The sequence below is a fragment of the Ravibacter arvi genome (assembly GCF_039540405.1).
Classification (GTDB): Bacteria; Bacteroidota; Bacteroidia; order Cytophagales; family Spirosomataceae; genus Ravibacter; species Ravibacter arvi.
Map to the genome: position 1 here is coordinate 14,614 of NZ_BAABEY010000022.1, position 20,769 is coordinate 35,382.

Below are 20,769 nucleotides of genomic sequence, written 5' to 3' on the forward strand. Positions count from 1 at the left end.
AAAAAGGGAAATCAGAAGTCGGAAATCAGAAATCGGGCGTAGTATCCTCACCGATTTCCGACTTCTGATTTCCGACCTCCGAATCCGCCTTCCCAACACTTTCTACCCATGAAAATAGGACTTTTTTTCGGTTCATTTAATCCGATCCACACGGGGCACCTGATCATTGCCCAGACCATGGCGACTGCGACCGATCTCGAACGGGTATGGTTCGTTGTGAGCCCGCAGAATCCGTTTAAAAAATCGAAAAGCCTGCTGCATGAGTTTGACCGCCTGTACATGGTGGAGCGGGCGATTGACGATAATCCCCTGCTGGCAGTTTCCGATGTAGAATTTCATATGCCCAAGCCCAGTTATACCATTGACACGCTGGTAACGCTGCAGGAGAAGTTTCCACAGCATACCTTCCGGTTGATAATGGGTGAGGATAACCTGGCTCAATTTTCGAACTGGAAGAACTACGAGCAAATATTGGCGCACACAGGACTGTACGTGTACCCGCGCCCCGGCGTGCAGCCGCACGCATTTCATCATCACGATAAAGTCACGTTCGTCCAGGCGCCATTGCTGGACATCTCCGCGACCTTTATTCGCGAAGCAGTTACCGCAGGCCGGTCCATCCGGTACCTTGTGCCGGAAATAGTCGAAGAAACGATACGGTTTAAAAAGTTCTATGTATGAGGAGGAGGTTGGAAATCGGAGGTCGGAAGTCGGATGTCGGAAATCGGTTCTGTGGCGTTTGAGGGGTAATAACGGACCACTCCTTATTTAGCTTTTAGAAAGGGACGGCGTAAAGCGGAACAGGGTTTTGCCGTCTTTGTCAAGCAGGAGGAGTTTTCCATGCTGAATCTCATACCGGCTTACCGCGCCGATGGCATTGGTGAAGGCGTGTTCCAGTTCCATGGAACCGCACATCATCATCGTTCCGCCCAGTTTGTCAAACTTGATTTCTCCCGGGTTTTTACCGGTTGTGTAAGGACCGAAGATACGGTTGCAGCCACTGCTTCCGGCAACCCTGTTTTTTTCTTCGTCAAAGACCAGGTGTGCGGGAAAAACGGGCTCCTGGCCGAAATCAGACGGTTGTTTTTCGTTTAATTCTTCCAGTTTCCAGGAAACTCCCCCAAGCACCGGTGATTTCTTATTCAATGGCGCTGAATGCCCGGTATTTTGGGCACCGGCTACCGGGATAAGAGCGTTTTCCCCGACCTGGTAAGTCCGATCAACCCCCGAAAGAATGATGTTTTTCCCGTCTGCATCCCACGAAAAAGTGCCGGTGACCGCGTGGATAGAATCTGCATTGATCCTCTCCTCCCAGGTGTAAGTCTGCTTATTGGAAATCGTTACCAGTATGCTGTCGTTGCCGTAGGCATCTGCCCAATCCAGCGAGTTTTGGCTGGTATGCGAGTCGGTCGCACTTTCGGTCCGGCTTCCGGACATTGAATTGCAGGCTGCAAGCGCAACCGCCAGGGTAATTGGTAAGAGATTGATTTTGGAAGCATTCATGGTTTTGATGGTTGATGATCGACGCAAGTATAGCAAAAAAACACCCGGAATGAAGCATGTTTCAAAGATTCTGTAAGGAACGACCTGTAGATTTCCACAGGTTATCCCCAGGGTAAAATCAGCGAAATCAACAAAAAAAAGACGGGAATGCGCCGTTCCCGGGCCTTTTAGCTAATGGCATAGCTTTTTGATATCCGGGGACTTATTGTTCACTTAAATTTCACTAACGTTATGGAAAGGCGAAACAGCAGAGCAGACAGAGGTTATTCAACCCGTCAATCAGGTTCAGACAGAAACAGAACAGGCAGAAGTAGTGGTTCAGGCAGTTCCGGTAGCCGGAGGCAAGGTTATGCTGAAGAAGATTATTCTGACAGCGATGACTATGAAGAAGGCTACAGGGCCGGGTACCAGGCCGGTTATGAGGCTGGCGAAAGCGGTGATGACTTTGATGATCGCCACGATGATTTTGAGGATGAGTACGACGAGGACGAAGATTACGACGATGAGGATGAAGATGATGAAGACTATGAGGACGAGGATGAAGATGACGAAGGGGATTCGCGAGGCGGGCGACGCTCAGGAACCGGCCGGTCTACCTCAAGGAGAGGATTTGCCGCGATGGACCGGGATGAGGTGCGCCGCATAGCTGCAAAAGGCGGTCGGGCATCTCATGGAGGAACCTCTTCATCGTCAAGCCGCGACGGTCGATCTTCCGGTCGTTCCAGATCCGGTATGAGCGGGCGCGGCACGTCGTCATCCGACGACAACCGTGGGCGCAGTTCATCAGGAAGCCGTACGTCACGTGGGAGCTCATCGGGCAACAGCCGGAGCGGCTCGCGCCGCGGGTTTGCCGCGATGAGCAAAGACGAACTGAGACGAATATCGGCAAAAGGCGGCCGGGCTTCCCATCGCGGCACACGTTCGGGATACGGCAGCAGGCGTAGTCAAAGCTAAAAAGTGACCGTTTCCCGGGGTGGTTCGCTGAGCTGCCGCGCCCTGTTACTCAACGTTCATCGCGGGAGAGAATCAGCTCGGGAAGCGGTATTTTGAATCTTTTTTAGTCCATGTTAAACGATAAAGTGATGTCTGAACCGAATAAAAAAACTGCTGCGGACGCTACATCGGCCGCGTCTGCAGGCAACATCCCTGCTGTCGAAGATAAAAGTAAATCGTTGATGCAATTTTTTAAAGACGGGCTTATGGATATGCTGTGGGCGGAAGAAGCGGTCATTGAAGGGTTGAAAAAAATGCAGAAAGCCGCTTCTAACGAAAGTCTTGTTGAGGCATTGGAAGACCATGAAATTGAAAGCAGGCAGCACATCTCTCGTCTTGAAAAGATTTTCGAAAGCTTAAATGAAAGCCCGCAGCGAAAGAAATGCGCAGCGATGGAAGGTATTCTCAAGGAGGCCGACGAAATGATTAAGGCGACCCCGGATCGTTCGGCAACAAGAGATGTTGCATTGATCATTGCGGCCCAAAAGGTAGAGCATTATGAGATTGCCAGTTATGGCGGTCTGACAGCTATAGCACACACTTTAAACTTAACGAGGGCTGCAGATCGTCTGCAGCAAACGTTGGATGATGAGGAAGGAATGGACCTTTACCTCACGGAGATTGCAGAAACTGAAATAAATGTGGATGCAGTTGAAGAGGAAAAGTCCGGAAAAGCCCCGGTAAACACGACCTGAAAGGAATGTTAAAAAGGGGTATCCAACATCCGGGGGTTGACGTCAGTCAACCCCTTTTTGCTTTTCCCGAACTCAGGAATTGAGCTCGTCCTGCAGACGGTTATACAGCGTTTTGCGATCGATTCCCAAAAACCGTGCTGCCTGACTTTTGTTGTTCCTTGTTACAGAAAGTGCAGTTTTGATATCATCCACCGTCACACTACGGGCAGTCCTGATCGTCACAGATGCCGGCATTTGACCCGGGAACTGCATCCGTGGATCGTACTCGGTAATATGGGCGGGAAGCGTACTCAAATCGATGGCCCTATCGTCGCAGCAAAACAAACAGGCTCTCCTGATCACATTTTTTAATTCCCTTATATTGCCTGGCCAATTGTATCGGGCGAGTTTGGTCAGGGTACATTCATCGGGCATCCTGACGTTCTTGTTGAGTTCCGCGTTTATCTCCGAGATAAAATGCCTGATGAAAACGGGGATGTCGGACGGCCGGGTGCGGAGTGGCGGTACGATTATTTCAAATTCGTTCAGGCGATGGTATAAATCCTCCCGGAATTTTCCAGATTTTACGGCCTTCAAAAGGCTCTCGTTGGTGGCGACGATCAGGCGGGTGTTAACAGCAATTTCCTGGGTGGATCCAAGGCGCCGAATGGTTTTTTCCTGGATAGCCCGGAGCAAAAAGCCCTGTACATCGTATTCGAGATTCGCGATTTCGTCCAGGAAAAGCGTGCCGTTATCTGCAGATTCAAACGCACCGATTTTCTTTTCGGTTGCTCCGGTAAAACTGCCTTTTTCATGCCCGAAAAGTTCACTTACGGCAAGTTCTTTGGAAAGACATCCGCAATCTACCGTGATGAAAGGCTCGGAAGCTTCGCTTAACACGGCAATTCTCCGTGCCACCGACTCCTTGCCGGTCCCTGTTTCTCCCGTGACAATCACATTAAACCGCGTAGGCGCAATCAGGTCTATTTGCTGGTACATTTTTTGTGCAATTTCACTGTTCCCTCTTACATAGCGGTTCCCGGTTTGAGCGTCTGACCCTGCCCGGGCTTTTTTTCGGGGCGGAAGCCCGGTTCCGGGCGCTCTGAGCTGGTTGATAGTTTCTTTTAGCTGATCCAGGCAAAAGGGACGATTGAAACAGCAGTACACCCCTGCATGGGCCAGCTGCATGGCGGTGTGCAACTCAATATGATGGTCGATAAGAATTATCTCTATTTCGCCTGCATAGGATTTGATCGTCGACACGACTGAAAAAAGTGAATCGCCGCCGGGAAACGGCATACAACAGATTACGAGATCGAGTTCCCTGATGGCAAGCTCTTTTTGGGCAAGAGGGAGATCGTCACATTCCAAAATTTCGAGGCCCGATTTCTTAAGATTTTCCGAAAGCATAGTCCTGTAACCCTCTCTCCTCCCGATTAACAATATTTTCATGTGCGCAAAGGTTTACGCTATTAGCACCTGGCTATTAGCTGAATGATCATAACTGGTTGAGCGCTGCTAATGACAAAAGCCTGATATCAAACAGCTCGAGGCTGATTTTTAAGTCTGTAACAGCAATATTCCTGAATGGAGGCAGAAAAGTAACGAACCCGATATAGAGAAGAGGGCTGATCAATGCTATCGGGGGTGTTAAATTAAGAAGTATTCGGGAAATATTTGCCTTTATCACGGGCTATATGCTTCATAAAGGCGAATATATTTTCGGATACGGCAAATTCGGTTGTCACAATCCCGTAGGCGTCGTAACCGGAAAAGTTTTCAGGAGGCATTTATGAGAAACGGTGGCCTCGTTTGGAGGCCACCGTTTCTCAAGCCGGGTCGACCGGAATGCGTTTGGTGGTAGCGGTAGCCGTTTATAGTCGACTATCAATCCGGTAACTCGCGGTCACGTGCGTGCGCACCGTCAGTGACTGTGTTCCTCGGCGGTTCTCCTGCAACATTTCGGTAATTTGTCGTGGGCTGATTCCACTGCCGGAATCTCGTCGGCCTGGTAGCCGGTTTTGGCAATCACTTCCCTGATTTTCTCTTCCGACGTCCGCTTCGGATTGTACTTGACGGTCATTACCTTGTCGTCCAGGTTCAGGTTCGCCGATTCGATGCCTTTTGACAAACCCAAATTTCTCTCCAGCCTGGATTTGCACATTTTGCATTTTGCCGAAGTTTTGATTTTAACCTCCTTCGAATCGTTGTCCGCGCTGTAAGCGAAATTGGCTAGCCCCATCATCAGGACAAACGCCATTAGTAAACTGGTGATCTGCTTCATGAGTTTAATGCACTTGTAGTTTTAATTAATTGTTTTCCTTTGGCCCTATTTTATCAAGGGAGATTCGCTCGTGGTCTTTCAGATTTTTAAATGCTGCGGGCGTGATTCCCGTTATTTTTTTGAACTGGTTAGATAAATGTGCGACGCTGCTGTATCCTAGTTTCCATGCAATTTCACTGACCGTCAGTTCATTATATGAAAGCCATTCTTTTACTTTTTCAATTCGCTGCGCTATGATATATTGCTCTATGGTCTGGTTGGTTTCAGCCGAGAACAGATGACTGATATAGGAATATTCATATCCGGTCTTCTGAGCCAGGTACTCCGAGAAATTCATATGCTCGGGTTTGCTGCCCTTCAGGTGCTGGATTTCCTCGATAATCAGTTTCCTGATATAGTCGACCAGGGCTGCTTTTTTGTCATCGAGGAGTTCGAAACCGTTACCGGTCAGAATCCCGCGGATGGCGTCCAGGCGGTCTTCCCCCGGGGTGCCCTCAATGACCACCCTCCCGAGCCTGATATCGGTTACCTTTTCACCGGCCCGCTCAAGTTCTTCTCTGACGGTTCTGATACAGCGGTCACAGACCATGTTTTTGACAAGCAGCTCCATTATTCTCCGATTTTGAATCTAAGTCCCGCATAAATCATCCGGCCAACTACCGGCCCCCACGCCATACCCGCATCAAAATTCGGGCCAAACGGGTTCTGTGCCTCCACGATCGGGTTCATTTGTCTGAACCCTGTCAGGTTTTCGCCACCGAGGTAGAGATCCCACTTCGGGAAAGTACGGGTAATCTGCGCATTTACGTTAAAAAAGTCTGGGGCCATATAGACCGGCATTATACCGGTTTCCGGTTGGGCGTGCTCGCGGGCGGTCATCGGCATTCTTTTCTGTCCGTTCCATTGCACGGTCAGGTCAAATTTCCACTTGTCATACGGCAAAGCATAGGCGGTGTTGAAAAGTACGCGGTCGCGGCTTACCATCATTCTCGGCAGCAATTGGGTTTCCCCGGTAGCGGTTGTGATCGACTGTTTGTTGTCAAAGAACCGGTATGCGAGCTTGAATTCCAAACGTTTGACGGGGACGAGGTTGAATTCGGCCTGGAAGCTGTTGGCAAATGCCTTCCCGTTCAGGTTGTAGAAGTAAAGGTACCGGTGGTCCTCCATATCTGCGACCAGCTGGTTCTCAAAGTGTGTGCGGAAAAAATCGACCACGACGCTCGCCTTCATTTCGTTGAGGTGAAGGTCCCTGGAGAGGCTGATCCCGTAGTTCCACGAGACTTCAGGCTGAAGTGTTTCCCTGAATATCACGCGGCGTGACGAAACCAGGTTGCCGTAGTTTTCGGCAAGCGGATTGGCAACGCGAAACCCCTTACCGCCGGCCAGGCGAAGAACTGTATGATTGTCGATTCCGTACTTCAAATGGGCCCTTGGAATAAACTGAAGGCCATACAGGTTATGGGCGTCCAGCCGGGAACCCAATACGGCTACGAACTTGTCGATATAATTGTAGGTGTATTCAAAAAAGGCGCCGGGTACGGATTCTGTACGCCGCATCAGCGTATCCTTGAAAACTTCCCGGTAATTGTCGAGCATATAGCTAACGCCGGTCCGGTAGGAGTGCTGCGTATTTCCTATGATGTTCTGGTAAATCAGGTTACCATAAAGGCTTTTCTGGGTAGCATCGTAGCGGGTCAGGCCCAGGTAAGAATCCTGGTCGTGGTATGAGGCATTTAATATCAGCCCCAATCCCTGGTAAGGCTTGTGCGGGTAAAGCCTGGCAATCTTGGCAAAAGCCCCCGCACGGTTCACGTTGGTACCGAACCCGTAGGCCTCCCGGGTAAGTTTCATGGCAGGCCTGAAGTTCATTTCTCCTCCCAGCCGGTTTTCGTGGAGTGCATTTACCCCGAACTGGGCCATCATGTTGTCACTTTGATATTTCCAGCGATTCAGTCCGCTGATTTGGGTATACAGCGGCATATCCAGGAAATTGTCGCCGTTACCGTCTACGCGATTCCGGAGGGTGCTGGCGTGAGAAAGGAAACCGGTGCTCCATTTTTCATTCAGTTGTCGGGCCAGGTTCAGGTTCACCTCGCCCCGTCCGAAATGGTTGACGTAGGTATTGAGGTAGAGCTGCTCGGGACCGTCCGGTTTTTTCAGCTCCACGTTAATTTGCCCGGTCATGGACTCGTAGCCGTTTACAACCGAGCCGACACCTTTGTTGACGTCAATCGACTGAACCCAGGTTCCCGGGATGTAATTCAGGCCGAAAGTCGTGGCCAAGCCCCGTACAAACGGGATGTTTTCGGTATTGGTCTGGATATAGTTGCCGCTCAGACCCAGCATCTGGATCTGCTTCGAACCGGTTACGGCGTCGCTGAATGAAACACTCACAGAGGCGTTGGTTTCGAAACTTTCCGACAGGTTGCAGCAGGCTGCTTTCTCCAATGTCCGCGTATCAATAATTTCGGTATGCAGCGGTGAAAGCCGGTCGAGCATGCCGGCGTTGCCACGAACGGTAACTTCGCTCAGCGTCTGGTCTTCTTTTAAGGTAATGTCCAACACTTTCAGAAGGTCATCAACCAGGAGCGTGTCATTGCGGTATCCGACAAAGCTGATGATAAGCTGCCGTGTTTCGGGGGCGACCGGTATCGAAAAAGCCCCGTCGACATTGGTCATAACCCCGATCGTTGTTCCTTTCCAAAATACGTTGGCGCCTACCAGCGGGGTTTTCTGTTGATTTTCTTCGGTATGTACTTTGCCGTTGACAGACTGGCCCAGGATCGGGGCTGCCGCCATCAGTAAACTGAATATAAATAGATATTGCATGATTGAAGTCATTTTCTGTGAACCGCTGTGCTGCCTGAAATTGCGCAGTGAGCGGTAAAACAAATCCGGCCAACGGTTATACGTTGTTGCCTGCCAGGGCGGCGTCAGGATTGATTCCGGACCAGGCCGGAACCGAAAACGATCTCAGATCAGGAACGATTGGATAAATGAAAGCGTGGCTCTTCCGAAAAAGAGAGAGGAAAATGAGTGGGGTGGGGAAGGGCTTTCTTCACGCCCGGACAGTCCGGGGTGCAAAAAGGCGGCAAACGTGAAGAATGGCGGACCGTTTGCCGGAACGCTCTTCAGCGTATTGTCGAGGTGTTTCCCGGCCGGGACCTGGTACTCGACCATCTTCAGCTGGTGCTTTTCAACGCAACAATGCGATTTTTTCAGAACAGGTATGTCCTGCCGGGCATCCGTTTTCCGGGCATGCCGCGGCGCACTGCAAAGTTTACAGCCTTTCTTTTTATCCTTAAAAACCAGGGAAACAGTTTTGCCCCGCATCATGCACTGGTTTTCCACGAGGCCAACGCCCGTGCTGCTCGCCAGCACAACAAGTGCCATGAACAGTGTGAAATACCGGAGTATGATTTTTTTAAACATAAAGGCTTATTCCTCTGTTAAATGTCGGTTGATCCTTTCTTTGGAAAGTTACAAAATTAGAGGCTTCTATGAACAGAAGCGTTACATAATTATTGGATTGTCTTGCAAGGTTTGGTTCCCTTTAATCAGCTGTCCAATAGGATTTTCCTGATCTCGGGGCCGCGTTCCTTCAATTTCTCCATGACTCGTTGGCTGTCCCTGAAATTAAATACCTGCCCGTCTTGCCGTACGGCCGCCAGTAACTTCATATCAAGGTCACCGTATATCCAGCCGGTTGCTTGTGGCGTGCCCGAGGCCAGGATTCCCTCTTCCGGAAGGCCCCTGTCGGGTGTACTGTAAATGGCCGCATAGCCGTAGTTGACGTCTACTGCCGGTGACCAGTCTGCGTTACCGGTCGTTTGCGCCACTGCCGTATACAGCTGGTTTTCGAGTGCCCGCGCCCGGGCGCCTACGTGTACGCGGGTAGCACCTCTTATGGTTTCGGTGCAGCTGGGCGCCAGTATCAGCCCGGCTCCCGCGCCTGCCAGCAGCGCCGAAGCCAAAGGGAATTCCACGTCGTAGCAGATTTGAATGCCGAAGCATCCCCAAGAGGTTTCAAAAACCGAGAGTATGTTTTCTCCGCCGGATACCTTCCATTCTTCATCCTCAAAACGGGTCATGAAGTGCTTGTCCTGGTAGCCGGTTGCGCCGCCGGGGGAAAATACATACACCCGGTTGACGGCCTTGTCGTTATGAATTACAGGCAGGCTGGGAGCGACAATGATTACTCCATATTGGGCGCTGAGCCGCGCAAAGGTTTCACAGAATTCATCCTTCAGAGCATTCATTGCTAATACCTGTGCCCGGAGGTCGTTTCGGGTGGCCTCGTCCAAAATACCAACCAGCTCCATAGCGCCATATTCCGGGAACAGCAGCAGGTCAGCGCCGTGTCCGGAAGCATCGGCTACCCATTTTTGCGTATGCTGTTTCCAGTCCGGAAAACCTGATGGTCGTGATATAGGGTATTGCGCGGCAGCGACTCTGATCATTCACTTTTGATTTTAAAGAATGGGTAGATACAGCTTCGGTTTGACTATAGGGGGCGGGTCCAGAAGGTCATCTTTTTTTGGGTTGCCGCAGATTCGCCCAGGTCTTTCCATTCGAAAAAGCTGACCAGATCCGGCTGGATGGTATAGCCTCGTTTGTTCCAGAAGTCATCATTGGAGCGATAATCCCGGGGCTGGGCCGGATGGTCGCCCGGGCGGTTAACCGCGCAGAAAGCACTGGTTTTATAAGTCCCGAAACCACCGGCATGTTTTTCTCTGACATCGAAAAAACGGTGCCCCAGGCCCAGTCCGCGGTAAGGTTTCAGCAGGATACTCTCGCCGAAATAGAAAACATCTTCCGGGTTAATCCCTGCTGCGAGAAAAGGGTGTTGAACTTCCGGCGTTTCGTCAGCGAGGGGTATGGCTGTGGTGGCGCCCACCATTTTTTCATGGTCGTACACCGCAAAAAGCAATGCCCGGTCGGCACGCGCATAGGTTTCAAGATAATCGCGCTCGTAAGCTACTGATCCTTCGTACAAGTAGGGATAGTCGCGAAATACTTCGATCCGTAGCCGGGCCAGGTCGTCAAAAAGTGACCTGATACCGCCGCCTGTACGGGTTTCGTACGTAAGATCCTTCATCAGGAAACCAGCTTGATCCACTGTGTGAGGTTGTAGTAAGTGGTTACCCGGACGATTTTCCCGTTTTTAAAAGCCAGGAACGCTGCGGCAGGCAATACGTATTTCTGGCCTTTTGCCTCCGGGAATCCTTCTTCTCCTTTTTTATAGACGCCATTTACTGTAAACTCTACTGCAACTCTTTCGTTGCCGGGCTCGCTGAAAAAAACCATGTCGGTGAGCGTTTCCTCGTAACTCTCATCCATGTGTTTCAGAAATTCAGTAAATTTTTCAATGCCGAGGCGGGGCTCGTCGCCCTGGTTGGGCTCATGGCGAATGTGCGTGTCCAGTAAATTGAGCATTCCCTGCCAGTTGCGGTTGTTGAAATGCCGGTAATATTCCTTTGCCAGCTCGAGTGATGACGACTCCATGATAGTAATACGGTTGAAACAAACTTCAAACTTAGCAAAAAGAATCGGAAGGGGCTACGACGGGCCGCCGGCACGCAGGCGTAACGGCATTAGCCGGGTTTGGTCTTTACCTGTTCCCAGGATTTGATTTGCCAGTTGATTTTACCGGTGCAGATGTGGTTCCCCTCCGTATCAAATGCATCGACACTTACCTCTTTGAAAATTTTGCCTGATGAACGTAGCGGCTGGATGACTTCTTTTTCGAACCATTCATCAGTCACCGTAAACCGGACTGAAATATCGGTTTTGGCCTGGTAATGGTAAGTCATCCCGATGCTTTTCAGAATGATCCGGTACTGTTTCGGGTCGAGCCGTGCCAGCAGGCTCAGCCCCGAAACATATTCGCATGCGGTAGCCAGCAGGCAGGCATGGATACCTCCGATGTGGTTTCGGTTCGGCCTGATATTTTTAGCCTGGATGGTGATGGTTTCGGCGTCGACAGCAATGATCCTCAGCCGGTGCGGCCGGTTGAATGGAACCATACGCCATAACCCGAAGTTCAGAAGCCATAGGTTCCAGGCGGAACTCCGGGCTTTTAAAAGCTGATGCTGGAGCTTGTTCATGGCAGAACCGGTTTTACGCTTCGCTTTTCAGCTTCTCAACGAGTGCGATGTATTTTTCCCGGGCTTCCCTGGAAGGCATTCCTTTCAGTTTTTTCCAGGCCTCGTGTTTGGCTTTCCCCACAATATCAAACGGGTTAGACGGGCCTTCCTCCGGAGCGTCGCCGGTGCTGCCCTGCTTGAATAGGGCATAAAGAGAAAGCAGCGTGTCGTTGTCGGGTCTTTCGCTCAATGTTTTGCTGTCGGCCTGCGCCTGCTGAAATTTGTCTTCGAGGTTCATACTGGAATCGGTTTTTTTGGGTTCGTCAAAAACAAAGTCTGTGCTCTTGGGTATCCTGCTGAGAAATGCCTTTGCGAGGTTTTCCGGCAGGCTGCCCAGTTTTCTTTTTTCGAGGTCTATCCATGCCCCGTCTACGTTTATTATAGCCGCCTTAACGCCGTCTTGCCGGTATATTTCCTGGCGGAAAGACCATCTGCTCCCATCCGGACGGCACCTGGTCATTTCGGCGGTCACCCTGACCTGGTCGTTGACCACGATCTCCCGGAGGTAAATAAGCTCTTCCCGGAAGAGAATAGGTCCTAGTTTCAACGGAGAAATTACTTGCATGGAGAAACCGGCGTGTTCGAGCAGGCCGAGCCTCGCCTGGGCGGCAAAATCAGCATAGGCAGAATGGCGCAGGTGCATATTGGCGTCAATCTGGGACCACAAAACCGGGCCTTCAAAAAATACATTTTCCATATTGATTCGGTAAGCAGGGGGCGGGTGATAACTTATTGGTGATTACAGGAAAAGATCTTTTTGAAGCGGCGCGCCGGGCGTAACAGCATAAGTGGAAAGGTCGGTTATACCGGCTTTTTTCATCACTGTTTCATCCAGGAACAAGTTTCCGGTGCACTGATCGGAAGGTTGTGAAAGAATATAACGGGACGCGTCGGCCAGGATTTGGGGGGTGCGGCTCTGCGCAACCATTTGTTCGCCGCCCAGCAGGTTTTTTACAGCCGCGGTAGCAATAGTTGTGACCGGCCAGAGTGCGTTGGCAGCTATCCTGTCTTTTTTTAGCTCCTGTGCCCACCCCAGGGTCATCATGCTCATATTGAACTTGGAGATGCTGTAGGGTACCGATATGGCAAGCCATTCAGGGGTGATATTGAGCGGCGGCGACAACGTGAGAATATGAGGATTGGCCGAGGCTTTCAGGTGCGGGATACAGTGTTTGGTAATTAGAAATGTCCCTCTTACGTTAATGCTGTGCATCAGATCGAATCGCTTGGTATCGGTCTGCTCGGTGGTTGTCAGCGAAATGGCAGAAGCATTGTTAATCAGTCCGTCGATAGTGCCGAACCGGTTGATGGCGGCATTTACCACATTTTCGATCTGTTCCTCAAAACGGATATCACAGGCAACGGGAAGGGCGTTTCCGCCTGCCTGCTCGATTTCTTCCGCCGCTGTGAAGATCGTGCCGCCCAGTCTCGGGTCTTCTTTGGTCGATTTCGAGGCAATTACGATATTGGCGCCTTCACGGGCCAGCGTGAGGGCTATTGCTTTGCCTATCCCCCGGCTGGCGCCTGTTATGATGAATGTTTTGTTTTTAAACATGTTGCTGAAGTTTTGGTTTTTTGTGTCGGTTCACTATTTAATCGGCTTTCGTGAACCTGGTGCTTTTGCCCAGGACAGGCGATCCTATATACCCCCTTACCTCGAGTTCCCTGTCGCTTAACACCTTTATTTTGGAGGAATAGGTTTTCCCGGATTCCGGGTCGTAAATTTTTCCTCCGCTCCAGTTTCTGGCGTCGGCCGGCGTAAAACCGGTCAGGTTGACAAGGCCGATAAGCGGCCTTTGCCTCAGCTTCGGATCAGGATTCCGTTCATCTTTTCGGGCATTGTCTTCTACCCAAACGATTTTAGCGTAGAGTTTTGCTTCCTTTATGAAGAATTGCAACCGACCTGTCCTGTTTTCGTTGTACCAGGTTCCCCGTGTGATGTCGAACTGCGCAAAAAGACCCAGCGGCGCACAAAGTAAAATCAGCGTTCTGAAAAATGTCATATACGGATGGTTATTTCTATCTTGCTACCATTGACAACAACAGGTTTGGCGCCGCTCCAACCTCCGGGTCATCCCGACCGCAGTGGAGGGATCTCCCGGTCCCCGTACCCAATCCCTTTCAGAGGGCTTTTTTCTTGCAACAGGAGATCCTTCGACTCCGCTGCGCTCCGCTCAGGATGACCATCCGGCAGATGCGCTACCATTGACAATAACAGGTTTGAAGCCGCTCCAACCTCCGGGTCATCCCGACCGCAGTGGAGGGATCTCCCGGTCCCCGTACCCAATCCCTTTCAGAGGGCTTTTTTATAGCAACAGGAGATCCTTCGACTCCGCTGCGCTCCGCTCAGGATGACCCTCCGGCAGATGCGCTACCATTGACAACAACAGGTTTGGCGCCGCTCCACCCGGATGGTCATCCCGACCGTAGTGGAGGGATCTCCCTCTCCCCGTACCCAATCCCTTTCAGAGGACTTTTTTATAGCAACAGGAGATCCTTCGACTCCGCTGCGCTCCGCTCAGGATGACCATTCGGCAGATGCGCTACCATTGACAACAACAGGTTTGGCGCCGCACCAACCGGACGGTCATCCCGACCGCAGTGGAGGGATCTCCCGCTCCCCGTACCCAATCCCTTTCAGAGGGCTTTTTTATAGCAACAGGAGATCCTTCGACTCCGCTGCGCTCCGCTACCATTGACAACATTTATTTGTCATCTCCGCTACAAGGTGTTTTCGCAAAAACCTTTTTTCTTAAAATGACAATGGTGCCATTTTTTATGCAAGATAGAAAATTTCATCTCCGGCCTCTTTTTTTGACCTCGCTCTTCCTGAACGGAATTCGTTAGCGTCCGGGTTATTCCTTGTGAAAGACGCGTTTAACACGCTCGCCGATGCCTGTAAAAAGTTCATAGGGGATGGTCCCGATGGCTTCGGCCAGTTGCCAGGCCGGGAGCTCTTCGCCCATAACCACGACCTGGTCCCCCTCCCGTGCTTTTGCCTGTGTAATGTCTACCATCGTCATGTCCATGCATATATTGCCTATTGTCGGACATTTGGTGCCGTTGACCCATACCCAGCCGTTTCCGTTGCCGAATCGGCGGTCATAGCCGTCTGCATAGCCGATTGAGAGGGTCGCAATAACGGCCGGTGCGTCCAGGACACCCTTCCTGCTGTAGCCCACTGTTTCACCCGCCGCAACTGATTTTATCTGGGAGATAGTGGCCCGCAAAGTACCCACAGTTTGCAGTTTCTCCTGTTTCTGCCCGGTTGCTTCAACGCCGTAGAGGCCAATGCCCAGCCTTACCATATCCATCTTGTATTCGGGAAAGCGAATAATGCCCGCCGAATTCAGCAGGTGCTTCAGCACCACATAGCCGGTTGCCTGTTCCAGGAAATCGGTACCTTTTCTGAACCGTTCGTACTGAAGGTGAGAAAACGGGTTATGAACGCCTTCGTCCGCGCCGACCAGGTGAGAAAATATGCTTGCGATCCTGATTTCCGGATGGTCTGTAATCACTTGTTTCAGCCATTCCAGGTCTTCTTCAACGAAGCCCAGCCGGTGCATGCCGGTGTCGAGTTTAAGGTGTATCTGGGGAATAGAGCTGCCTGCCGGGAGTTTTTCGACAAAGTTGATCCATTCCTGCATGGATTTCCTGCTGAAAATTTCCGGCTCCAGGTTGTAGTGGCGTAATACCTCGTAGGTATTGGGCATCGCGTTCATGACCATGACAGGCAGCGTAATACCGCTCTGGCGTAGGGCAATGCCCTCGTCGGGGTAGGCGACGCCCAGGTAATCGACGCGGTTGAATTGCAGGACTGACGCGATTTCCGAGCTTCCGGAGCCGTAGGCAAAGGCTTTCACCATCACCATGATTTTGGTGGTATTGCCGATTTGCCGCTTATAAAAATGAAGGTTGTGGGTGATGGCGTCCAGGTTGATTTCCAGGACGGTATTGTGCGTTTTCTGCTGGAGCCGGTTGACAATCCGTTCAAAAGAAAAAGCACGGGCGCCTTTGATCAGGATGGTGCTGTTGGTGAGGTCTCCGATTATATGACGGTCCAGGAATTCCTCGGTGTCCCGGTAGAAGTAGGTCCGGCCGACCGGAATGGCGTCGCGGTGCTTGCTGATTTCCGGGCCTATTCCTATAAAAGTGTCAATGGGGAGGTTCTGAAGGAGCTGGCCGATAGTGGCAAACAAATCGTCAGGCTTGAGCCCCGATTGCAGTACGTCCGAAAGAATGACGGTCTTGTGAGGCCGCTGGGTCTGCCGGTTCAGAAAATTGAGTGCCATGGAAAGTCCCTGGAGATCGCAGTTATAGGTATCGTCTATCAGGTATGTATTGAAAATGCCCTCTTTCAGCTCCAGGCGCATGGATACCGGCCTTAACTTCTCCAGGTGGGTTTGGATATAGGCGGGGTCGATTTTTAAAAGCAGCAGGCAGACCAGGCAATGCGTGATATTTTCAAGCGACGCGTCGTCGGTAAATGGTACCACGAAATGGTGATGGCCATAGCGCCCTGAAAACCTGATTTCAGAGGTAGCGTCGCCGGAAATGAAGGTAACCTGGATGGAGGCTTCCGTTTCAGTTGCCCAGGAAATGACCTCCAGAGCCGGATTGACGGGCTTGAGCAGCAGATCTATTTCGGATGAAACCTCGCGGTAATCGCTTCTGAAGATAAGCTGTTTTACTTTAGTGAAGAGCTTCAGTTTTTCCGATATTTTCTGTAGCCGGGTTTTAAAACCCTCATCGTGTGCGCTGCCGATATTGGTAAAGATGCCGATTTCGGGCTCAATTATCCGCTGGAGCGCCGGCATTTCGAGCGGAAGGGAAACACCGGCCTCAAATACTGCAAAATTGTGCTCCTGCCGGAGGTTCCATACCGAAAGGGGGACGCCGATTTGCGAATTGTAGCTTTTCGGACTGGCCACTACATTCTTTGCGCCTACAAGAAGCTGGACCAGCCATTCTTTTACAATGGTTTTTCCGTTGCTTCCGGTGATGCCCAGAACCGGCAGGGTGAAATGACTTCTATGCTCGGCAGCTAGTTTCTGAAGGGCTTCTACGGGGTTTTTTACCTCGTAGAATCGTGCGCCGGCCCAGCTTTCCCATTCTTTCCTCAACGCCGGAGTCAGCGCTGAAGACTGAACTACAAAATCGCGCACGCCTTTGTCGTACAGTTCGCGGAGAAAACGGTGTCCGTCGTGCCGCTCGCCCCTGATGGCGAAAAAAACAGTATTTTCAGGAGTGCTGATCAGGCGGCTGTCGGTTAACAGACGCTTTTGGGGAAAGTAAGGAACCTTGTCGGTAATCATGAAACAACCATGAGGTTTAAGACTTGAGGGGGCAGGAAAAACGGCGCGCTGCTCCCCGGGTCCCAACCTTTTAATATTGAAAAAACGCCCGGGTAAAATTAGGAATAAAGCCCAACTATATCAGTGTCCGAACCGAGTTTCCCGTGGGAAGCCGGGTTTTAAAGTACCTCTTAAAACCGATTAAAACCGGCTCTCAAGATAGTAGGCCAACATCCTGTGCCAGGACCACCATTCGTGGGGAATATCGTTTCCCCAGATATCGAGCTCATGGTGTACATGCTTGCTTCGAAGGATCTCCGAAAGATCCACTGAATATTCCGGCCGTTCGTATGCACCGGACCCTGTTACCAGGTGAATATGGTTGCTTTGCCGGTACAGGGAAAGATGCCACTCTACATTGAGATTTTTCAGGTAATGTACCGGGGAATTGAAATATACATTGTCGTCAAAGTAGCCATCCGTATACACGGTAAGGTCGTAGCAGCCGCTCATCCCGATCACGCCGCTGATCACGTCAGGGTGTTTAAAAAAAAGATTGGCCGCATGAAGCGCGCCGAACGAGGCGCCACCGGTAATAATCCGGTTTTTAGGAGAAATATTATTCCTGATAAAGGGTAAAACTTCTTTCAGGATATATTCGTTGAAATAGTGATGCCGGATGCCTTTTTCGTGCCCGGACATGTATGGATTCAGCCAGCTTTCGCCATTGATGCTGTTGACACAAAACACTTTGACTTTGCCGGCGTTGATGGTATCTGCGATCGCCCTGATTAGTCCGTTCTGCTCGTATTCCAGGTAACCGGAGGCAGCGGTCGGGATCATAAGCAAGGCAAAACCATCATGACCATAAGTCACGATTTCCATTTGCCGGTTAAGCGATGGGCTGTGCCAGGAGGTTTCTTCTCGGTTCATAAAATAATGCGTTGTGTGGATCCGGATTCAAAGCTTCAGGAAAAACCAGTTACCCTTATTTTTGAGACAAAATGTCATTATATTCATTATTTGGAGGGTTTTTTGTGACAAATATTCAGTTTTTCTAAAATCGGTATGTAGTTTTTAGTGGTCGCTTGTATCAACTAAACTTTTCAAAAACATCGCCATGAATTTTAACCAATATACTGTAAAAGCGCAGGAAATCATACAGGAAGCCGCGCAAATTGCTCAGGGAAAAAATCAGCAGGCCATAGAGACGGGGCATGTGCTGAGGGCTATCCTGGAAGGAGACCTCAACACCTCGCAGTTTTTGCTGGATAAGCTGAATGTAAGCAGCAAGGCGCTCAAGACCAGGCTTGATTCCATTGTCGACGGTTATCCGCAGGTGCATGGCACCCAACAGGTGTACGTAAGCAACGATTTATCCGCGGCGTTTTCGCGTGCACAGTCGGCGCTGAAAGATTTCGGTGACGAGTTTGTGAGCGTCGAGCTGGTTTTGCTGGGGATCCTGGCCGGAAAAGACCCGGTTGCACGGCTCCTGCAGGAAATGGGAGCGAATGAAAAAGCATTGAAAGAAGCTATTAAAGAACTAAGAGGAAAAAATAATCCGGTGAAAGATCAAAATGCAGAAGCCAAATACCGCTCTCTGGAGCGTTACAGCAAGAATTTGAACGAGCTGGCCAAGGCCGGCAAGATAGATCCCGTTATCGGGCGTGACGAAGAAATTCGCCGTGTCCTGCAGATTCTTAGCAGGAGGACCAAGAATAACCCGATCCTGCTGGGAGAACCCGGCGTCGGTAAGACCGCAATTGTGGAGGGCCTGGCACAGCGGATCATTCAGGGCGACGTTCCCGAAAACCTGAAAACCAAGATCATTGTTTCGCTCGACATGGGCTTGCTTATTGCCGGCGCCAAGTACAAGGGCGAATTCGAGGAGCGTTTGAAAGCGGTTATCAAAGAAGTGACCGACTCGGACGGAGAAATTATCCTGTTTATCGACGAAATCCATACCCTGATCGGGGCGGGCGGCGGCGGTGAGAGTGCTATGGATGCTGCCAACCTTCTGAAGCCGGCGCTGGCCCGGGGCGAGTTGCATGCCATTGGCGCAACTACTACCAAGGAATACCAGAAATATATTGAAAAAGACAAAGCGCTGGAGCGGCGCTTCCAGGCCGTAATGGTCGATGAACCCTCCGTGCAGGACGCAATCAGTATCCTTCGTGGTATTAAAGACAAATACGAGCTGCACCATGGTGTGCGGATCCAGGACGATGCCGTGATTGCGGCAGTGGAGCTTTCCAGCCGCTACATCACCGATCGCTTTCTGCCCGACAAAGCAATTGATCTCATCGACGAGTCAGCTTCGAAGCTTCGACTTGAAATGGACAGTGTACCCGAAGAGCTCGATGAACTGAACCGCAGGATCATGCAGCTTGAAATTGAGCGGGAAGCGATACGTCGCGAAAATAATAAGGACAAGGAAACGATTCTTAACAAGGAGCTGGCCGATCTGGGGGAAAAACGCAACGCGCTAAAGGGGAATTGGGAAATGGAAAAAGGCGTTGTGAATGAAATCCGAACTATAAAAGAGCAGATCGATCAGTCCAAATTCGAGGCTGAAAACGCCGAGAGAAGCGGTGATTTCGGTAAGGTGGCGGAGATCAGGTACGGGCGTATCCCCGAAATGCAGAAGAAGCTGGAAGAGCTGCAGCAGGCAGAAGGTGAGCGCAGCCTTTTGAAGGAAGAAGTTACGGCTGAAGATATTGCCGAGGTCGTTGCCAAATGGACCGGCGTGCCGGTCAGCAAAATGCTCCAGAGCGAGCGGGAAAAACTGCTTCAGCTGGAAGACGTTCTAGGCAAAAGAGTGGCAGGACAATTGGAGGCTATACGGGCCGTTGCAGACGCTGTGCGCAGAAGCCGTGCGGGGTTGCAGGACCCGAAACGTCCGATCGGCAGTTTCCTTTTCCTGGGGCCGACCGGTGTCGGAAAAACAGAACTCGCCAAAACACTCGCCTCTTTTCTTTTCAATGACGAAAACGCCATGGTCAGGATCGACATGAGTGAATATCAGGAGCGCCACTCGGTAAGCCGCCTGGTCGGCCCGCCTCCCGGTTACGTAGGTTACGAAGAAGGAGGACAGCTTACTGAGGCTGTCCGCAGGAAGCCCTACAGTGTAGTACTGCTTGATGAAATTGAAAAGGCCCACCCTGATGTGTGGAACACCATGCTGCAGGTACTTGACGAAGGGCGGCTGACGGACAATAAAGGCAGAGTAGCCAACTTCAAGAATACAATCATTATCATGACCTCCAATATTGGCAGTCATATTATCCAGGAGAAGTTTGCGGAGGACGAAGGCTGGAACCATGCCCTGATCCTGGAAGAAACCAAAGAAGCGGTACTGGAACTGCTGAAAGCGTCGGTAAGGCCGGAGTTTCTGAACCGTATTGATGAAATTGTCTTGTTCGAACCGTTGTCGAAAGACCACATCCGGCAGATTGTTGACATCCAGTTCAGGTCCATCCAGAAGCTGCTGGGCGAGCAGGGGATTACCCTGGAAGCATCCGATGAGGTGCTGGATAAACTCGGAGACGAGGGATTTGACCCGGCCTTCGGTGCAAGACCGCTTAAACGCGTAATTCAGCGCCGGGTGCTTAATGAACTGTCAAAAGGAATCCTGTCAGACGAAGTCTCCAAAGATTCCGTCATAATGATGACGCTCGACGGCGAGGGCAATATACATTTCGAGAACGTGTCGTCCGGCAATATTGAATTGTAAAGGTCTGATTCGTTTGCTGTTGAACAGCACTTTTTTAGAAGGCTAATAGTGTGACAAAAAAAGGGGGCAGGTTGGCAGTCGTGGTCGGAAGAAATTCCGACCTTTTTTTATGTTTTAAAGACTTTTTGTGGATCTCCTCCAG

The 20,769-nt window shown here is 50.8% G+C and carries 21 protein-coding genes; 4 read left to right on the forward strand and 17 right to left on the reverse strand.

Going from position 1 to position 20,769, the window contains the following annotated elements; all coding sequences use genetic code 11:
• The first annotated feature begins 108 nt into the window (after window positions 1-108).
• Window positions 109-681, forward strand: coding sequence for a nicotinate (nicotinamide) nucleotide adenylyltransferase (gene nadD / locus ABD852_RS11780; RefSeq protein WP_345028900.1), 573 nt, complete (start codon window positions 109-111; stop codon window positions 679-681).
• An 87-nt stretch (window positions 682-768) separates the two neighbouring features.
• On the opposite strand, the gene ABD852_RS11785 is transcribed toward nadD, so the two are convergent.
• Window positions 769-1,503 (reverse strand): META domain-containing protein, encoded by a 735-nt coding sequence (locus ABD852_RS11785; RefSeq protein ID WP_345028901.1) that lies wholly within the window; start codon window positions 1,501-1,503, stop codon window positions 769-771.
• A 231-nt stretch (window positions 1,504-1,734) separates the two neighbouring features.
• Here ABD852_RS11785 and ABD852_RS11790 point away from each other — a divergent pair, with 231 nt between their 5' ends.
• Together ABD852_RS11790 and ABD852_RS11795 are read left to right on the forward strand one after the other, a co-directional pair.
• Window positions 1,735-2,457: a KGG domain-containing protein gene (locus tag ABD852_RS11790; protein ID WP_345028902.1), complete on the forward strand. Its 723-nt coding sequence runs from the start codon at window positions 1,735-1,737 to the stop codon at window positions 2,455-2,457.
• A gap of 128 nt (window positions 2,458-2,585) precedes the next feature.
• On the forward strand, window positions 2,586-3,191 hold the full coding sequence (locus ABD852_RS11795) for a YciE/YciF ferroxidase family protein (protein ID WP_345028903.1): 606 nt from the start codon (window positions 2,586-2,588) through the stop codon (window positions 3,189-3,191).
• A gap of 72 nt (window positions 3,192-3,263) precedes the next feature.
• Here ABD852_RS11795 and ABD852_RS11800 read toward each other — a convergent pair whose 3' ends face one another.
• The 16 genes from ABD852_RS11800 to ABD852_RS11875 form a co-directional block, all read right to left on the reverse strand.
• Window positions 3,264-4,622, reverse strand: a complete 1,359-nt coding sequence (locus tag ABD852_RS11800) for a sigma-54-dependent transcriptional regulator (RefSeq protein WP_345028905.1) — start codon at window positions 4,620-4,622, stop codon at window positions 3,264-3,266.
• A 472-nt stretch (window positions 4,623-5,094) separates the two neighbouring features.
• On the reverse strand, window positions 5,095-5,454 hold the full coding sequence (locus ABD852_RS11805; RefSeq protein WP_345028907.1) for a cation transporter: 360 nt from the start codon (window positions 5,452-5,454) through the stop codon (window positions 5,095-5,097).
• A gap of 25 nt (window positions 5,455-5,479) precedes the next feature.
• A complete protein-coding gene (locus tag ABD852_RS11810) occupies window positions 5,480-6,064 on the reverse strand; it encodes a helix-turn-helix domain-containing protein (protein WP_345028909.1) in 585 nt (194 codons plus the stop codon).
• On the reverse strand, window positions 6,064-8,283 hold the full coding sequence (locus ABD852_RS11815) for a TonB-dependent receptor (protein WP_345028914.1): 2,220 nt from the start codon (window positions 8,281-8,283) through the stop codon (window positions 6,064-6,066). The genes ABD852_RS11810 and ABD852_RS11815 overlap by 1 nt, the downstream gene beginning before the upstream one ends.
• A gap of 144 nt (window positions 8,284-8,427) precedes the next feature.
• On the reverse strand, window positions 8,428-8,886 hold the full coding sequence (locus tag ABD852_RS11820) for a hypothetical protein (protein ID WP_345028919.1): 459 nt from the start codon (window positions 8,884-8,886) through the stop codon (window positions 8,428-8,430).
• A gap of 125 nt (window positions 8,887-9,011) precedes the next feature.
• Window positions 9,012-9,914, reverse strand: coding sequence for a carbon-nitrogen hydrolase family protein (locus ABD852_RS11825; protein WP_345028922.1), 903 nt, complete (start codon window positions 9,912-9,914; stop codon window positions 9,012-9,014).
• 44 nt (window positions 9,915-9,958) lie between these two features.
• Entirely contained in the window at window positions 9,959-10,552 is a 594-nt protein-coding gene (locus tag ABD852_RS11830) for a GNAT family N-acetyltransferase (protein ID WP_345028927.1), read from the reverse strand.
• Complete coding sequence (locus ABD852_RS11835; RefSeq protein ID WP_345028931.1) at window positions 10,552-10,959, reverse strand: nuclear transport factor 2 family protein; 408 nt, start codon at window positions 10,957-10,959, stop codon at window positions 10,552-10,554. The genes ABD852_RS11830 and ABD852_RS11835 overlap by 1 nt, the downstream gene beginning before the upstream one ends.
• Window positions 10,960-11,048: 89 nt before the next feature.
• On the reverse strand, window positions 11,049-11,561 hold the full coding sequence (locus ABD852_RS11840; RefSeq protein ID WP_345028934.1) for a DUF4442 domain-containing protein: 513 nt from the start codon (window positions 11,559-11,561) through the stop codon (window positions 11,049-11,051).
• 13 nt (window positions 11,562-11,574) lie between these two features.
• Window positions 11,575-12,297, reverse strand: coding sequence for an acyl-CoA-binding protein (locus ABD852_RS11845; RefSeq protein ID WP_345028937.1), 723 nt, complete (start codon window positions 12,295-12,297; stop codon window positions 11,575-11,577).
• Between the two features lie 42 nt (window positions 12,298-12,339).
• A complete protein-coding gene (locus tag ABD852_RS11850) occupies window positions 12,340-13,155 on the reverse strand; it encodes an SDR family oxidoreductase (RefSeq protein WP_345028939.1) in 816 nt (271 codons plus the stop codon).
• 37 nt (window positions 13,156-13,192) lie between these two features.
• On the reverse strand, window positions 13,193-13,603 hold the full coding sequence (locus tag ABD852_RS11855) for a DUF2147 domain-containing protein (RefSeq protein WP_345028940.1): 411 nt from the start codon (window positions 13,601-13,603) through the stop codon (window positions 13,193-13,195).
• 68 nt (window positions 13,604-13,671) lie between these two features.
• Window positions 13,672-13,806 carry a hypothetical protein gene (locus ABD852_RS11860; RefSeq protein ID WP_345028942.1) on the reverse strand — a complete coding sequence of 45 codons (135 nt, stop codon included), beginning with the start codon at window positions 13,804-13,806 and terminating at the stop codon, window positions 13,672-13,674.
• 337 nt (window positions 13,807-14,143) lie between these two features.
• The gene (locus ABD852_RS11865) at window positions 14,144-14,296 is read right to left on the reverse strand and encodes a hypothetical protein (protein WP_345028943.1); all 153 of its coding nucleotides are present in this window, start codon (window positions 14,294-14,296) and stop codon (window positions 14,144-14,146) included.
• A 159-nt stretch (window positions 14,297-14,455) separates the two neighbouring features.
• Complete coding sequence (locus tag ABD852_RS11870; protein ID WP_345028944.1) at window positions 14,456-16,915, reverse strand: bifunctional UDP-N-acetylmuramoyl-tripeptide:D-alanyl-D-alanine ligase/alanine racemase; 2,460 nt, start codon at window positions 16,913-16,915, stop codon at window positions 14,456-14,458.
• Window positions 16,916-17,095: 180 nt separating this feature from the next.
• On the reverse strand, window positions 17,096-17,827 hold the full coding sequence (locus ABD852_RS11875) for an esterase family protein (protein ID WP_345028948.1): 732 nt from the start codon (window positions 17,825-17,827) through the stop codon (window positions 17,096-17,098).
• A gap of 187 nt (window positions 17,828-18,014) precedes the next feature.
• Here ABD852_RS11875 and clpB point away from each other — a divergent pair, with 187 nt between their 5' ends.
• The gene (gene clpB / locus ABD852_RS11880) at window positions 18,015-20,627 is read left to right on the forward strand and encodes an ATP-dependent chaperone ClpB (RefSeq protein ID WP_345028953.1); all 2,613 of its coding nucleotides are present in this window, start codon (window positions 18,015-18,017) and stop codon (window positions 20,625-20,627) included.
• Window positions 20,628-20,769 lie beyond the last annotated feature (142 nt).